This is a genomic window from Paenibacillus sp. FSL R7-0345 (genome assembly GCF_038595055.1).
GTDB lineage: Bacteria > Bacillota > Bacilli > Paenibacillales > Paenibacillaceae > Paenibacillus_AQ.
This window is the reverse complement of sequence record NZ_CP152002.1, coordinates 6,687,817-6,702,166: the sequence shown is the minus strand read 5'-3', so window position 1 is coordinate 6,702,166 and position 14,350 is coordinate 6,687,817. Positions and strand designations below refer to the sequence as shown.

The window sequence follows — 14,350 nt, the reverse complement described above, 5'->3', positions numbered from 1 at the left end:
CTGCTATCTGCCAAAGTACGTTAGACTCACAGCCGGCGGCTGATCACCAACTAATTAAAATAATCCAGCACACCATGCGTTAGCTCATAACGGATCACCCGCTCGTGTTTGCCTTTGTAGGAAGGCCGCAGCCAGCCCTTGTCACATAGACTGCGCAAAGTGCGGATTGCTGATCTGTAATCAACGTCAAAATGCTGCTTAACATCCTGGGGACGGATAGCTCCAGTAAGCTGGATAGCCAGGCGGATCGTTTCCTGCTCCATAAGCTGCAAACGTGAGGCGGGTGCCTCAGCAGCCTGGTATCTGCCCAAGTTCATCTGCAGCAGGGTCATACATAGCTCCGGGCGCTGCTCGACATCATCATAGGCAAAGGAGATTACGCGGTAGCCCATCGCCTGCAGGAAGGTTTCCCGGTTGAGCTCGCTGCAGAATTTATTGCGGTCCATATCGCGGACATGGGAGGCATAGCCTTTAATTTCAATGAGCAGCTTGATGTAGCCGGGAAGCCAGGCGAAGTCGGCAAAGTAAGACCTCCCGCGCCAGTCCGTCACCTCATATTCAGGATGCAGACTGGAGAAATCCCCTCTCAGCGGCCACCATACATTGCGCAAAAAGAGAACCTCCGCATGCTGATGCCCCCGTTCCATCTGGCCCCTGCGTTCCCCCAAAGGCCTGGCGGCCAGATGGTTTCCGATAAATTGCTGATGTGCGTCTTCAAATAACATTAAGCCCACGCTCCCCGTAAAAATAGAAAACGCCCCGGCCTCCCCAAAGGGATAACCGGGACGTTCTTCGTCTCGTTGCAGTCAGTATAAGCTAAATTGGCGAAAATGACCAGATTATTCAGCACAGTACAGTTATTTGATTCCGATCCGCATACGGTAGCTGATCAGAACCGGCAGGGTCCGGCCGTCAAAATATCGCTCCGCCTCTGCCGTAAAATCGGCAATGGCCTCATCCAGCAGCGTTGATCCTAGCTTCAGCACCGTTTGCAGCCCGCCCTGGCTGAGCATCAGCCCCACATAACGATCCGCATCGCAGGTCTCCGTATTATGAAAGACAATTTCCCGGGCAAAAGAAAAGTGGCTGCTGGCTTGAATCCGCGCGAGATGTCCCTCTTTATCCCACTTAAAAGCGCGCTCGGCCTCCGGCTGCAGCTCAGCCAGCAGGCTGTCGGCAGAGGTGGTGAGCCGGTTGTACCGGGTTTCAATATCCGCCTGCAGCGCCAGCGGCCAGTCACAGTCATAAGCGGCAAAGACGCCGCCGGGGCGCAGGCAGCGGGCAATTTCCTGCAGGGTGCTGGACGGCTCCATCCAGTGGAAGGACTGGGAGCAGGTGATGATGTCAACACTGCCGGACTCAAACGGAAGCTGGTTGGAGTAGCCCTGCTGAAAAGACAGGGATTTCGCCTCAGCGTCCTGCTGCAGCTTTTCGGCAGCCTTACTCAGCATGTCGGGATTGGGTTCAATTCCGTAAACAGTATCGGCGGCATTTTTCCATACAAAGGTGGATAGTCCGGTTCCGCAGCCGATATCGGCAACGACAGCAGGACGTGATCCCAGATAGTTGCTCAGCAGGCTAGTAATAATCGGCGGTGCTTCCGGACGGTAACGGTCGTAGTCGTTCTGGTAGCCCAAAAAACGGTCAATATTCTGTTTGCTGTTGCCGGCAGGAATCATGAAATCCTCTCCCATCCATAATAGTTAAATCAGTTGCAGGCAGTTTGTTAACGCAGCAGCTCCGGATCAACCGCCGGTACAAGCCCTTCGGCAGCTGCGCGGTTCAGGAGCGCAGAGATCGCAGCATAGCCTTCCTCGCCGAGGTCCATGGAGAACCCGTTCACATACAGGTCGATATGCGATTTGGCTACCTCAGGTGACAGCTCCTGGGCATGGCTGAGTACAAAATCGCGGCAGCCGCTGTCGGCAGGATGATCCCAGGCAAACTGCAGTGAGCTTCTGATCCAGCCGGTAATGGCCTCGTCATCAAGATCACGGCGGGCAATGATCGCTCCCAGCGGAATCGGCAGGCCGGTGTCGCTCTCCCACCAGCTGCCGAGATCGGTCAGCATGTTAAGGCCGTAGGAGCCGTAAGTGAAGCGCGCTTCGTGAATGACCAGTCCGGCATCAATCTGTCCGTCCCGGACGGCCGGCATGATCTCGTCAAACGGCATGACGACAATCTCGCCCGGACCGCCCGGCACCTGCTGCGCCGCCCACAGCCGGAACAGGAGATAAGCTGTGGAGCGCTCGCTTGGCACGGCGATCCGCCGGCCGGACAGATCCGCCGGACGGCGGATCGCACTCTGGCCGCCGGCCGTCAGCACAAGCGGGCCGCAGCCGCGGCCAAGCGCGCCGCCGCAGGGCAGCAGCTTGTACCGGTCGAGCACCCAGGGGAGGGCGGCGTAGGAGATTTTGAGCACTTCGGGTCCGGCGCCGTCTGCGGCCAGGCCATTGGTAATATCAATATCGGCAAAGGTTACATTCAGCTTGGGTGCACCCGGCACCAGCCCGTGTGCCAGAGCATAGAAAACAAAGGTGTCGTTCGGGCATGGGGAAAAGGCAATGTTCAACTGATCTGTTGTTGCTGTCATTACAGCACCTCCAATAGTATAGCGGCTGCTGCCGCTAGCGCGTTCAGCGCTGCAGGGATTTGCCACGCGGCCCGGTCGCGCGGGCCGACAGGGTTCGAGATCGCGCGCAGCTCCAGCGCCGCGATCCCGAACCGCTGGGCGGCCACGGCGACCCCGTGGCCTTCCATCGCTTCCGCGACGGCACCGGGGTGCCGCGCGGCAAGAGCGGCGGCCGTCCCGGCGGTGCCGGTCGCCGTCGAAACGGTCAGCACAGGCCCTGTGCTGACCGGAAGGCCGGCCGCTGCAAGCGCGGCCGCGAGAGCCTCTGCCGTGCCGTGCGCCGCCGGCACGGTGTTGCTGCCGAAGCCGAGCTCGGCAGCGCTGCGGAAGCCCTCCGGCGTCTCGGCTCCGAGGTCGGCGGCGATCATCTCGCTGGCGACGGCCAGCGAGCCTAAGGGCGCCCGCCCCGGAAAGCCGCCGCCGATCCCGGCGCTGATGACGCAGCCGTAGCTGCCGGCTGCCAGGGCGGCGGCCGTGCCGGCCGCAGCTGCGGCGGTGCCGGCGCCCGCCGCAATGACCTCGAACCTGGTGCTGCCGCCCAGGCCGCGGAGGATGGCCTCGCGCTCAGCCGCGACTGCCGTCACGATCAGCACGCGGTTTTCACCTGCCGCTGCCCGGCCGGCAGGAACTCCGGAGGGAAATTGGTTAGTATCGTTCAATTAAAGGACTCCTTCCATAGAAGAGAATAGAATGTATGGGCAAATTAAGCTTTTTAATAAGGCGTACGGTTAGTAGGCTATGAAGAGCGGCTGCGTTATTTTTATAATGATAAGAATCGATATGTTCTGCGCTATCGTTGCCGCTTTCCTTGAGGGACGGCGAGGTGGGTTCTACTTGTGACAGATCTTGTTTGTCCCTGCCGGTCCCGGCGTTTATATGTACAGCCGATCCTTTCGGCTCCGGTCCGCAGCAGCAGCCTGTCCCGTCAGCACCGTATTCAAAAGGATACGCCGTTTTGAAAGGGAGGTCAAACCCGGGCAGATTAATTTTGCAATATACTGTTGACAATAGAGAATAGATGGCGTATATTTATCTTAACTTAAAGATAATTAACTTAAAGACATAACGGCGAGCGGTTCACCCGCAAGAAGTGACCGGCATGTACGAGAAATGGAGGTGTGCAAGATGAGCGACTATAATGAACTGATTAGCAAAACAACCGGCAGCCCCGACCTGGATCAGGCCGCATCACTGAAGCTGTTCGTTGTTTTGTCCAAAGCATATAAAAGTCTGATGGATCACGCGGTCAAGGATATGAAGAGCCACGGTCTGGCTTCGGCTGAATTCATGGTCCTGGAGGTGTTGTATCACCGGACACGGATTCCGCTGCAGCAGATCGGCGAGAAGATTCTTGTTACCAGCGGAAGTATCACTTATAACATCGACAAGCTGGAAAAGCGCGGGCTGCTCAAGCGGGTGCCTTGTGATGAGGACCGCCGTGTGACTTACGCTGAGATTACGGAGGCTGGCCGCGAGCTGTTCGACGACATTTTCCCCAAGCATGTTTCCTCGATTCACGGGCTGATGGGCGGACTTAGCGAGGACGAGAAGAAGCAGACGACAGAGCTGCTGAAGAAGCTGGGCAAAGGCGTGTAGGATTTTTTTTGAAAAAGCATACGGTATAGAGAGAGAAAGATAATATACAGGCCGGATAGGCCAAAAATTTTTACCCTATATCTTAATGTTAAGATAATTAAAAAAAAGAGAATGGAGCGTGTTTAAAATGGTTAGTGTAGGATTATTATTGTTGAGATTGGTTATCGGGGTTGCTTTTATCGGTCATGGTGCACAAAAGCTGTTCGGCTGGTTTGGCGGTTACGGCCCGAAAGGAACGGGAGGCTGGATGGAATCCATCGGCATTAAACCGGGGGTTGCGATGGCCATTGCGGCCGGGATCATGGAGCTGGCGGGCGGGGTGCTGTTCGCAGCAGGGCTGCTGACTCCGGTGGCGGCTGTACTGATTGCAGTAACGATGCTCGGGGCGATCATTAAGGTTCATGCTCCGAACGGGTTCTGGTCAACCGCTAACGGAATTGAGTTTCCGCTGACAGTGCTGGTAGTCGCAGTAGCGGTGGCTTTGACCGGACCTGGTTCGATTTCGCTGGATGCCCTCTTTTTTAACTGAGACAGGTAAGGCTTGGCGCTTTAGCTTTCTACTATAAATAGGACACATTAATAGAACACAAACCTTAGAGGAGATGGGAAAAATGACACTTCAAACTGCAGGGATCCACCATATTACCGCTTTTGTCAGAGATGCGCAGCAGAATGCTGATTTTTATGCCGGCATTCTTGGACTGAGACTTGTAAAAAAGACGATCAACTTCGACGTGCCGGAGGTGTACCATCTCTATTTCGGGGATGAGCAGGGCTCTCCGGGTACAATTATCACTTTCTTTCCTTGGGCAACAGGACGCAAAGGCAGAATCGGCGGCGGTCAGGTCGGAGTGACTACTTATGCTGTGCCGGCCGGGTCGCTTGGCTTCTGGGAGCAGCGGCTGGCCGATTACCGGATTCCAGTGACCAAAGTAACGCGTATTGGCGAATCGTACCTGTCGTTCGCGGATTATGACGGGCTGCGGATTGAGCTGGTGGAACGTGAAGCCGGCGCGCTCAGCACCTGGTCCTTCGGGGGAGTGCCTGCCGAGCATGCGATTAAAGGCTTTGGCGGCGCAGTGCTCTACAGCATGAATCCTGATAAAACAGCCGATACGCTGACCCGCACGCTGGGCCTTGAGCAGATTGCCGAAGGCGACGGGTATATCCGCTACCGTTCTTCTGCAGACATCGGCAACATTATTGATCTGAGAACAACACCGGTACCGCAGGGCGGCGGAGGCACAGGCACTGTGCACCATATCGCCTGGCGTGCCAAGGATGATGCCGAGCAGCTTCAGTGGGGCCGCACTGTCCAGAGCCATGGCTATCAGCCGACGCCGGTGCAGGACCGCCAGTATTTTAACGCCATTTACTTCCGCGAGGAAGGCGGCATCCTGTTTGAAATTGCTACCGATCCTCCGGGCTTTGCCCGTGATGAGGACGCTGATAAGCTGGGTGAAAAGCTCATGCTGCCAGCCTGGTTTGAACCAAACCGTGCCGTGATTGAAGAGAAGCTGAGCCCGTTTAAAATCCGTGAAGTGGAGGCGAACCGTGTATGATTCATATTTTTAAAAAAGGTACAGATGCCAGCCGGCCGACCCTTGTATTGTTCCATGGTACGGGAGGCAATGAGCATGATCTGCTTCCGCTGGCAGAAATGCTGTCTCCCGGCTCCTCGGTGCTGGGCATCCGGGGAAATGTGCTGGAGAACGGCATGCCGCGTTACTTCCGCCGGCTCGCCGAAGGTGTATTCGATGAGGAGGACCTGGTGTTCCGCACTCATGAAGTAAAACAGTTCCTGGATAGCGCAGCGGAGCAATACGGCTTCGACAGCAGCAACCTCGTCGCCGTGGGTTACTCCAACGGAGCTAACATTGCCGGCAGCCTGCTGTTCCATTACGGGCCGGTTTTCCGCTCGGCGGTGCTGCTGCACCCGATGGTTCCGCTGCGGGGGATGGAACTGCCTTCCCTTGCTGACGCCGCAGTCTTCATCGGCGCCGGCACAAACGATCCGCTGATCCGTACTGAGGAAACGCGTGAGCTGGAGCAGCTGCTACAGGGCGCCGGAGCCGAAGTCGCTACCCACTGGGGCAATCAGGGCCACCGCCTGAGCACGGCTGAGGTCGAAGCGGCCAGAGCTTGGCTGGGGCAGCGGGGTAAGTAAGCTCGGTTGTGCATGCTCAGGCGTGCATCTTGCGTACGGATGGTGCTCTTTGCAGCACTAAGGGCATTTGTACGACAAGTAACATTGGTGCTCGAGTAGCTGTAGTTGCTTAAGTAACATTAGTAACTCCCGTACCAGTAACAATAGAAGCATAGACACCAGCAACACCAGCAACACCAGCAACACCAGCAACACCAGCAACACCAGCAACACCAGCAACACCAGCAACACCAGCAACACCAGCAACACCAGCAACACCAGCAACACCAGCAACACCAGCAACACCAGCAACACCGGCAACACCAGCAACATAATACTTGCAACGCTTGTAACTGCCTGTGGGGCTGCCGACAAGAGGGTTAAAAACTCTTGGGAGCCCCTGCGGGCGGTTTTTTGCTTACTATCGATCGATCTCGAATATGCGTAATTGCCTAAGCCTGCCACTGCGCCAAAGGGATTTTTCCCACTAATGGAGCACATTCAGCACACTCCACTACCCTCCGCCCAGCCGGCCGCCGGTAGGCACATCCGACGGGCGCTCCCGCTGATCCTCTTCACTCAACACGCCTGAGCGCGAATATTCTCCCGGGTAGCATTTTGCTTCAGACTCTGCTATGATTTTAATCGTAACAATTACTATTAATTAAAAATCAGACTCTAGGCATAAGGAGCATACTATAACGTGAACAGCAGCAAAAAGAACAACAGCCAAGCCCGGCTTCCCCGGGCCAAGGGGCTTGATATGGCGAGTGTGTATACGCCGAAGGAGTGTGCGCGGAAGGCCCGGCACATTGTGCTGAGCAGACAGAACCGGACTATAGTGGATGAGTTCATTACCATTCTCGGTATGAAGGAGCGGTTTGCGGCGGCGGATGTACCTCTGCCTAATAAGCTTGTAATGTTCGGCCCTCCGGGTACGGGCAAGACGCTGACTGCTTTTCACCTGGCCCATCAGCTGGACCTGCCGCTTGTCCTGGTCCGGCTGGATACGGTGATTCACAGCCATCTGGGGGAGACGGCCAGCAATGTGCGGAAGGTTTTTGACTATGCTGCCGGGGTGCCGTGTGTGCTGTTTCTCGATGAATTTGATGTGCTGGGGCGGATGCGCGACTCCGGGGATGAGGTGAAGGAGATGGCCCGTGTGGTCAATACGCTGCTGCAGTGTCTCGACGAGTTCGCAGGTGACAGTGTGTTTATCGCCGCAACCAACCTTGAGGAGGAGCTCGATCCGGCGGTGTGGCGGCGTTTTGATACACGGATGACGTATGCGTCCCCGGATGTAGAAGACAGGAAACGGTACATCGGACTGCTGCTCGCGGGGAATGAGGATGCGCAAGGGATAGTGGCGGAAACGGCCGGCCTGCTGGCAGGCTGCAGCTTTGCCGATATTGAACAAATTGTGCTGAAGGCCAGACGCAAAGCGATTATAGCGGATGCCGTGCTGGAATACCGTCTGATCTGTGAGGCGTATACCGAATATAATCTGCGCCGGGCGCAGTAAGTTTGCTGTAGACTTTTACAGGGTATCGGCTGCAGGACTCCTTTCGGGGGTCCTTTTTTTCTATGGCTGCCTGCTCACCGCTTGAACGCCGCCGGCTGTCTCCAATCAAAAAGCATTGAACATTTCCGCCCCGATCAGGTAGTATGAAGATTACTAAAAAACAGGCCGTTTAGGCTGCTGCAGAAAGGTTGGCGTCATAGAAACATGATTAAAGAAAAAATGAATAGCCGCACGCTTGCGGCAGAGGGCCGTCCCGCAGCCAGCGGCTGCAGCTGGCAGTTATACTGGGGGCGATTGCTACGATCGGCCCGCTGTCGATTGATATGTATTTGCCGGCCCTGCCGGAGCTGGCCCAGCATTTCGGAACCAGCGCTGCGCTGGTACAGCTTAGTCTGACTTTTTTCTGCTTGGACTGGCCTCCGGGCAGCTGGTGGCAGGTCCGCTGAGTGATGTCCGCGGCCGACGCGGCCCGTTGCTGATCGGTATGCTGATTTACACCGTATCTTCCCTGCTGTGTGCTTTCAGCCCGTCGATCGGCCTTTTAATTGTGCTGCGTTTTATCCAGGGGCTGGCCGGCTCGGTAGGTGTGGTCATCTCGCGCGCTGCCGTCCGCGACCTGTACAGCGGCTCTGAATTAACCAGGTTCTTCTCGCTCCTGATGATTGTGAACGGGCTTGGGCCGATTCTTGCGCCGATTATCGGCGGGCAGCTGCTGAGAGTGACGACCTGGCAGGGTGTATTTATCGTGCTTTTTGCAGCCGGACTGCTCTTTTGTGCAACGATTCTGCTGCGCCTGCCGGAGACACTGCCCAAGGAACGGCGCGTCAAAAGCGGCCTGAAAGGCACGCTCCTTACCTTCCGCGGACTGCTCCGCAACGGGCGGTTTATGGGCTACGCGCTTTCACAGAGCTTTGTCATGGCGGCTATGTTCGCGTATATTTCCGGTTCTTCCTTTGTGCTGCAAAATATGTTCGGGGTATCCCCGCAGATGTACAGCCTGATCTTTGCCGTTAACGGACTCGGCATTATTGTTACGGGACAAATTGCCGGCAGATTGTCCGGCAGGTACGGCGAGCGCAGGCTGCTGGCCAGCGGTCTGCTGCTCTGTGCGCTGGGCGGAGTGCTGCTGCTGATTACGGTTCTGGCCGGCGGCGGCCTGTGGCCGATTCTCATCTGTCTGCTTGCGGTTGTCTCAAGCGTCGGGATGATCAGCACAACGACCTTCTCGCTGGCGATGCAGGATCAGGCGGAAACGGCAGGCAGCGCCTCGGCGCTGCTCGGACTGCTCCCGCTGCTGCTGGGCGGCTGCGTCGCTCCGCTGGTCGGACTCGGCGGTGACGAAACGGCGCTGCCGATGGCAGTCGTCATTGCTGCCGCAGGTCTCTTATCCGTCCTGTCTTATCTGCTGCTGTGCAGAGGCACAGAGGGAGGACGGCGATGAGCCGCAGAGATCTCACCGTTTTACTGCTGTCCGCCTTTGCCTGAAGTGCACCATCCCCATACTTTCAGCAAACCTTCAGCCCATTTTAACGTTATATTTTGGCAAAGGGTATATATTGAAAGGTGAAAGGGGGAACGAGTATGAATATTTCATCTGCAACATCCACAGCTTCCGCTTCCTATACTTCATCCAGTGCCACTGACACCGGTGCACTTGAGAAACAAAAAGCGAAGCTGGAAGCCGACCTCGAAAAGGTCGAGGCCAGCAAGGACGACGAAAAGACCAAGGAAACCAAGACAAAGCAGCTGGAGCAGCAGATTAAGCAGATTGAAGCGCAGATCGCCCGGAAGTCCAAGAGCAGCAGCAGTTCTTCTGAAGCGGCGCAAAGCGCACAGGCTGAAAAACCAACAGACACCAATCTCTTGAAGGCTGCCAGCGCAGCACAGATTGCCACAGCTACAACCGACAGTGAAGGAAGATTCGATATCCGGGTCTGATCTGCACTGTAATAAGATAGTTCAAAAAGAGGACATCCTTTGCCGTGAGGGAGGTCCTTTTTTTATAACAGAAAAATACAGTTTTATCCTCAGTTGTGGATAAGCTGTGCATAACCTTGAGGATAAGTTTTCCAAAGCTTTAATATAGCTAAAAATCCCCTCTGAATGAACTGCCAGCGGCTATGCATTAACCCGTACAAATGTTAAAATTAGGTTGTGAAAAAAGTTACGAACTCTAACGCTTAGCAGCTTCAGTGAGTTCTTAATCATAACTACAACTTTAACGCGTTAATGCAATTATAATGTGGTGAAAAGGGGCCGGGCTTATGGATATGACGGTAATGGATATTATTGAAAAACGTAAATCGGTACGCACTTATGAGACGACCCCGATCGGGGAAAAAGTGCATGCAGCCATTATGGATTATCTGCGGCAGGAGGAGAATCTGCGCGGTCCCTTCGGCGGGACAGCCGGGGTAGAATGGGTCTGGGCCAAAGGCGGCGGCGAGGATAGCAAGGCCATCAAGCTTGGCGCTTATGGTGTTATCCAGAATCCGCAGGCCTATCTGGTAGGGGTCGTTACAAACGACCGGAAGGCGCTGCTGGAGTTTGGTTATATTTTTCATAAGCTGATTCTGTATGCTACAGGCCTTGGCCTGGGAACCTGCTGGATTGGCGGGACCTTTAACCGCAGGTCGTTTACCCGTGAACTGGCGCCTAAGCCCGGGGAGATTATTCCCTGTATTACACCGCTTGGCTATCCGCGTGAGAAGCAGCGGCTGCTGGACGCTACTATGCGTTATGTGGTCAAGGCGGACCAGAAGAAGCCGTGGCGGGACTTATATTATGACGCCAGCTTCGAACATCTGCTGGCGCCCGGGGATGCCGGCAGCCTGGCTGCCGCACTGGAGATGGTCCGGCTCGGCCCGTCAGCTTCCAATAAGCAGCCATGGCGGGCTGTGCTGTCTGCAGACCGGCAGGAGATCCATTTCTATCTGCAGCATACGCCGAATTACAGCGGGAATAAGCTTGGTTTTGAAATGCAGCGGATCGATATCGGGATAGCTGCCTGCAATTTTGAGCTGGCCTGCAAGGAACTGGGCATTCCGGGAGTCTGGACAATGCGCGACCCGCAGCTGGGTGTCATCGACCAGCACACAGAATACATGCTGAGCTACAAACTCAGCTGATCAGGGAGAACCACCACAGCACAGCTGCTGTAAGAACAACACAGGCCAGCGCCAGTGTATCCGCGGACTTCCAGTTCAGCGTGTATGCCGGTGTCCTGGCCTTTTTAGGGTCATAGCCCCGCGATTCAACGGCTGTGGCCAGCTCATCCCCCATGCTGATGACTAGGATCAGGAGCGGCACGATGAGCATGCCGACCTGACGCGGAGTCCAGCGGGCGAGACCTTGCTGCGGTTTACCGCGCGATTTCAGTGCCAGCTGCAGCTGATTCAGCTTACCGAGAATCCAGGGGACAAACTGCAGGGTAACTGATACAGCCAGTGACCAGCCCCGGGTACGGATGCCAAGCTTCTTGAGCGGAGTGAGTACCCATTCCAGCGCTTCGCGCAGCGGCGCGCCTGTTGTGGTCTCTGTAAACAGGAAGCCAAGAGCAATCAGCAGCAGAAAGCGCAGCACATTAAGCCCTCCCCGCATCATTCCGTCTGTACTGAACCCGACCGGCCCGAGCGCGAGGTCGGGAGAATTCCAGTCCAGCGCAGACAGCAGCCACAGGAACAGGAACATCAGCAGGAAGGGGCGGAAGAACCGGACTGTTCTGCTCCAGGGAAGCGCCGCTGAGCTGATTAATCCGCCAATCAGGAGTGCTGCCAGCAGCAATGGCGGCAGACTGTTCATGCCTAGTACAATCAGAGACCCAAGCAGCATCCCCAGCCATTTGACCCGGGGGTCCAGCTCTTTCCAGCGGGCCCGGCGGGCAGATTTCCTGTCCTGGTTTTCTCCCGGCCTACCGCCCGTAACCCCATATGGTTCACGTATCTCCGCTGAATCACCGACTGCAGCACCGCCATGCTCATGCGGCTCCGCAGAACTAACTCCAGCAGTACCGTACGGCTCCTGTGTCTCAGCTGAACCGCCGCCAGCCGGAGGCACCGGCAGCAGTGCCAGTCCGGCCAGCAGCTCTTCGATGCTGCCCGGCTGCTCCGCCAGCAGCCCCTGCCGGCGGAGTCTGTCTCCAATACGCGAGTACGCAGGCGGTTCCAGTCCTGCCGCCCGGAGCAGCTGATGGTCTGCTGCAAGCTTCGCCGGCGGCCCGTCGTAATGCACGGTTCCCCGGTGCATTACGACCGCCTGGTCGGCCAGCGGGAGCAGGCTGTCCAGCTCATGTGTGCCGATGATCAGGGTGATGCCTTCTGCCCTTAATTGCTGCACCAGCTGCAGCAGCGAATGAGCAGACTGCGGATCAAGCCCCGCCGTCGGCTCATCGAGAATCAGCAGCTCCGGCTGCACAGCAAGGGCGGCGGCGATGCACAGCCGCCGCTTCTCCCCGCCGCTGAGCAGGAAAGGGGAGCGGCCGGCGAAGATTTCATAAGGCAGCCCGGCTCTGGACATGGCGCTGCGGATCAGCTCCAGCCGTTGTACTTTGGGTACACCGTGCTGCTCAAGGCCGTATTCCATTTCTTTGTGCACGGTGCCGGCAAACAGCTGAGTTTCCGGCTGCTGGAACACTATGGATACTTTAGGCGCCCCGTCTGCCTTACCGGCATAAAAAATCCTGCCCGAAGAGGGCGTATCGAGCCCGGACAGCAGCCGCAGCAGAGTAGACTTTCCGCTGCCGGTCACTCCGCAGAGGATGGCCAGGGTGCCGCTGCTGATCTCCAGATTAACATCCCGCAGAGCAGCGGCAGCGGTATCGTATTCGTAGTAAACCTTCTCTGCCCTTATGCTCATAACACGGCCTCCAGTTCCTGCTCAGTTAGCGGGAGCAGTTCCAGGGGCCAGCCGCGCGACTGCAGCAGCCGGCCGATCCGGATGACCGGCGGCGGCTCCCAGCCGAGCAGCTCCGGGAGCCCGGAGCTGTAGAACAGGGTTCGCGGATCACCGTCATAGCGCATTGTTCCCTGCTCCATTACGGCGACCCTCGGGCTCTCGGCGAGCTCCTCCGGACGCTGGGTCACCCACAGAATCGTGGTTCCCCGGCGCCATAAATCCCGGGCCAGCTCCATAATGCGGCTCCGCCCGGCAGGGTCCAGCATCGATGTGGCCTCATCGAAGATAATCATCTCTGCCTGTAAGGCCAGGCAGCAGGCAACAGCCAGACGCTGGCGTTCCCCGCCGGAAAGGGCAGTAATCTCATCGGCCCATTTATGGGCCAGCCCTACCTGCTGCAGCACCCGGCGGATCTGCGCATCCATTTCACCCCGGGCCAGCCCGCGGTTCTCCAGCCCGAAGGCAACATCCTCATAAGGCGTGGAGCCGATGTTCTGGGATTCGGGATTCTGAAATACAAGCTGGATATGCTGTTTCACGGCTGCGCGGTTTGCCGCAGACCGGAGATCAAGGCCGGCCGCATGCAGATTGCCGGCGGACGGGATATTCAGACCGTTAAACATCCGGATCAGGGATGACTTGCCGCAGCCGTTCGCTCCGGTCAGGGCGACCCATTCACCGCGGGCGATATGTATGGAAATCCCCTGTAATACCGGCAGCCTGCGCTGGCCGTCCCGGTAGGAGAAGGCTATATTTTGCGCTGTAATCATCGTTATACCTGCTTCCTTCACACCATTAGTCCACAATTGCTCTTGATTATAGCAAAAATTTAAAGATTGATGTATACAGACCGGGATGATATAGTGTTTCTAAAATTACGGGGGCCTTCTGATAATGAAAAAATGGACGACTCGCGGCCTGATCTTCAGCGCATTATTTGCCGGAGTCATGATTGCACTCAGTTTTCTCAAAATCTATCTGCCGATCTCGGCCGTGCCGATTACGTTGCAGACACTGGCGGTGATGCTGGCGGGTGCGGTGCTTGGAGCGCGCTACGGAACGCTGGCTGTGCTTATCGTCATCGGCCTTTGTGCAGCCGGATTCCCGGTTATGGGCGGCAGCGGCGGAGTGGCGGTGCTGGTGGGGCCGACGGCAGGCTATATTTTCTCGTGGCCGGTTGCAGCTTTCCTGATCGGCCTGTGCTCCCAGCGTATGAAGCAGAATAAATATACGTTTCCCAAGCTGGCAATTGCCAACATTGTATTTGGTGCACTGCTGGTCTATCCCGGAGGGGTATGGTGGCTGGCCCATTCAACAGGGATGGATTCCCTCTCCAAGGCGCTGACTGCAGGAATGTGGCCATTTATACCGGGCGATCTTGTCAAAGCGGTTCTCTGCGCAGGTGTCGTAACTGCTGTTCGGCAGGTATATCCGATTGAGCGGATACTGAACAGTGACAGCGGGGGCTGGGCTGAGGGTGATCAGCCGACGATCAGCCGCTAAGCAGGCTGACGCCTGCAGATCTCGTAGGGCTATAAGAACAAAACGGCCGCCGTCCGGA

Annotated in this window: 15 protein-coding genes and 1 pseudogene; 9 read left to right on the top strand and 7 right to left on the bottom strand. The window is 56.7% G+C overall.

All coding sequences use genetic code 11. From position 1 onward, the window contains the following. Positions 1-50 precede the first annotated feature (50 nt). The 4 genes from NST84_RS29030 to NST84_RS29015 all read right to left on the bottom strand — a co-directional run bounded on the left by NST84_RS29030 (position 51) and on the right by NST84_RS29015 (position 3,225). A complete protein-coding gene (locus tag NST84_RS29030) occupies positions 51-725 on the bottom strand; it encodes a DUF559 domain-containing protein (protein WP_342563471.1) in 675 nt (224 codons plus the stop codon). Positions 726-857: 132 nt separating this feature from the next. Continuing rightward, positions 858-1,679, bottom strand: a complete 822-nt coding sequence (locus NST84_RS29025; protein WP_342563470.1) for a class I SAM-dependent methyltransferase — start codon at positions 1,677-1,679, stop codon at positions 858-860. Positions 1,680-1,726: 47 nt separating this feature from the next. After that, entirely contained in the window at positions 1,727-2,572 is an 846-nt protein-coding gene (locus NST84_RS29020) for a 1,4-dihydroxy-6-naphthoate synthase (RefSeq protein ID WP_342566549.1), read from the bottom strand. A gap of 20 nt (positions 2,573-2,592) precedes the next feature. Beyond that, positions 2,593-3,225 (bottom strand): futalosine hydrolase, encoded by a 633-nt coding sequence (locus NST84_RS29015; RefSeq protein WP_342566548.1) that lies wholly within the window; start codon positions 3,223-3,225, stop codon positions 2,593-2,595. Positions 3,226-3,757: 532 nt separating this feature from the next. On the opposite strand from NST84_RS29015, the gene NST84_RS29010 reads away from it, so the two are divergent. From NST84_RS29010 to NST84_RS28995, 4 genes are all read left to right on the top strand, one after another. Beyond that, entirely contained in the window at positions 3,758-4,228 is a 471-nt protein-coding gene (locus tag NST84_RS29010; protein ID WP_342563469.1) for a MarR family transcriptional regulator, read from the top strand. Between the two features lie 127 nt (positions 4,229-4,355). Further along, positions 4,356-4,757, top strand: coding sequence for a DoxX family protein (locus tag NST84_RS29005; RefSeq protein ID WP_342566547.1), 402 nt, complete (start codon positions 4,356-4,358; stop codon positions 4,755-4,757). Positions 4,758-4,839: 82 nt separating this feature from the next. Next, the gene (locus tag NST84_RS29000; RefSeq protein WP_342563468.1) at positions 4,840-5,790 is read left to right on the top strand and encodes a ring-cleaving dioxygenase; all 951 of its coding nucleotides are present in this window, start codon (positions 4,840-4,842) and stop codon (positions 5,788-5,790) included. After that, positions 5,787-6,395, top strand: coding sequence for an alpha/beta hydrolase (locus NST84_RS28995; RefSeq protein WP_342563467.1), 609 nt, complete (start codon positions 5,787-5,789; stop codon positions 6,393-6,395). Before NST84_RS29000 ends, NST84_RS28995 begins: the two co-directional genes overlap by 4 nt. Before the next feature lie 57 nt (positions 6,396-6,452). On the opposite strand, the gene NST84_RS28990 is transcribed toward NST84_RS28995, so the two are convergent. Beyond that, positions 6,453-6,875: a hypothetical protein gene (locus NST84_RS28990; protein ID WP_342563466.1), complete on the bottom strand. Its 423-nt coding sequence runs from the start codon at positions 6,873-6,875 to the stop codon at positions 6,453-6,455. Between the two features lie 202 nt (positions 6,876-7,077). Here NST84_RS28990 and NST84_RS28985 point away from each other — a divergent pair, with 202 nt between their 5' ends. The 4 genes and pseudogenes from NST84_RS28985 (at position 7,078) to NST84_RS28970 (ending at position 11,024) form a co-directional block, all read left to right on the top strand. After that, entirely contained in the window at positions 7,078-7,896 is an 819-nt protein-coding gene (locus tag NST84_RS28985; protein WP_342563465.1) for an ATP-binding protein, read from the top strand. Between the two features lie 284 nt (positions 7,897-8,180). Continuing rightward, positions 8,181-9,337 (top strand): annotated as a pseudogene (locus NST84_RS28980) (multidrug effflux MFS transporter). 140 nt (positions 9,338-9,477) lie between these two features. Then, on the top strand, positions 9,478-9,834 hold the full coding sequence (locus NST84_RS28975) for a FlxA-like family protein (protein WP_342563464.1): 357 nt from the start codon (positions 9,478-9,480) through the stop codon (positions 9,832-9,834). 326 nt (positions 9,835-10,160) lie between these two features. Beyond that, positions 10,161-11,024: a nitroreductase family protein gene (locus NST84_RS28970; RefSeq protein ID WP_342563463.1), complete on the top strand. Its 864-nt coding sequence runs from the start codon at positions 10,161-10,163 to the stop codon at positions 11,022-11,024. Here the strand turns inward: NST84_RS28970 and NST84_RS28965 are convergent. Together NST84_RS28965 and NST84_RS28960 are read right to left on the bottom strand one after the other, a co-directional pair. Then, entirely contained in the window at positions 11,017-12,750 is a 1,734-nt protein-coding gene (locus tag NST84_RS28965) for an ATP-binding cassette domain-containing protein (protein ID WP_342563462.1), read from the bottom strand. The genes NST84_RS28970 and NST84_RS28965 overlap by 8 nt on opposite strands. Next, the gene (locus NST84_RS28960; protein ID WP_342563461.1) at positions 12,747-13,559 is read right to left on the bottom strand and encodes an ATP-binding cassette domain-containing protein; all 813 of its coding nucleotides are present in this window, start codon (positions 13,557-13,559) and stop codon (positions 12,747-12,749) included. Before NST84_RS28960 ends, NST84_RS28965 begins: the two co-directional genes overlap by 4 nt. A 124-nt stretch (positions 13,560-13,683) precedes the next feature. On the opposite strand from NST84_RS28960, the gene NST84_RS28955 reads away from it, so the two are divergent. Further along, positions 13,684-14,292 carry a biotin transporter BioY gene (locus NST84_RS28955; RefSeq protein ID WP_342563460.1) on the top strand — a complete coding sequence of 203 codons (609 nt, stop codon included), beginning with the start codon at positions 13,684-13,686 and terminating at the stop codon, positions 14,290-14,292. Positions 14,293-14,350 lie beyond the last annotated feature (58 nt).

Coding starts and splice junctions, on each gene's coding strand:
- NST84_RS29030 (WP_342563471.1), bottom strand. CDS start 725: ATGTTATTTGAAGACGCACATCAGCAATTTATCGGAAACCATCTGGCC.
- NST84_RS29025 (WP_342563470.1), bottom strand. CDS start 1,679: ATGATTCCTGCCGGCAACAGCAAACAGAATATTGACCGTTTTTTGGGC.
- NST84_RS29010 (WP_342563469.1), top strand. CDS start 3,758: ATGAGCGACTATAATGAACTGATTAGCAAAACAACCGGCAGCCCCGAC.
- NST84_RS29005 (WP_342566547.1), top strand. CDS start 4,356: ATGGTTAGTGTAGGATTATTATTGTTGAGATTGGTTATCGGGGTTGCT.
- NST84_RS29000 (WP_342563468.1), top strand. CDS start 4,840: ATGACACTTCAAACTGCAGGGATCCACCATATTACCGCTTTTGTCAGA.
- NST84_RS28995 (WP_342563467.1), top strand. CDS start 5,787: ATGATTCATATTTTTAAAAAAGGTACAGATGCCAGCCGGCCGACCCTT.
- NST84_RS28990 (WP_342563466.1), bottom strand. CDS start 6,875: ATGTGCTCCATTAGTGGGAAAAATCCCTTTGGCGCAGTGGCAGGCTTA.
- NST84_RS28975 (WP_342563464.1), top strand. CDS start 9,478: ATGAATATTTCATCTGCAACATCCACAGCTTCCGCTTCCTATACTTCA.
- NST84_RS28970 (WP_342563463.1), top strand. CDS start 10,161: ATGGATATGACGGTAATGGATATTATTGAAAAACGTAAATCGGTACGC.
- NST84_RS28965 (WP_342563462.1), bottom strand. CDS start 12,750: ATGAGCATAAGGGCAGAGAAGGTTTACTACGAATACGATACCGCTGCC.
- NST84_RS28960 (WP_342563461.1), bottom strand. CDS start 13,559: ATGATTACAGCGCAAAATATAGCCTTCTCCTACCGGGACGGCCAGCGC.
- NST84_RS28955 (WP_342563460.1), top strand. CDS start 13,684: ATGAAAAAATGGACGACTCGCGGCCTGATCTTCAGCGCATTATTTGCC.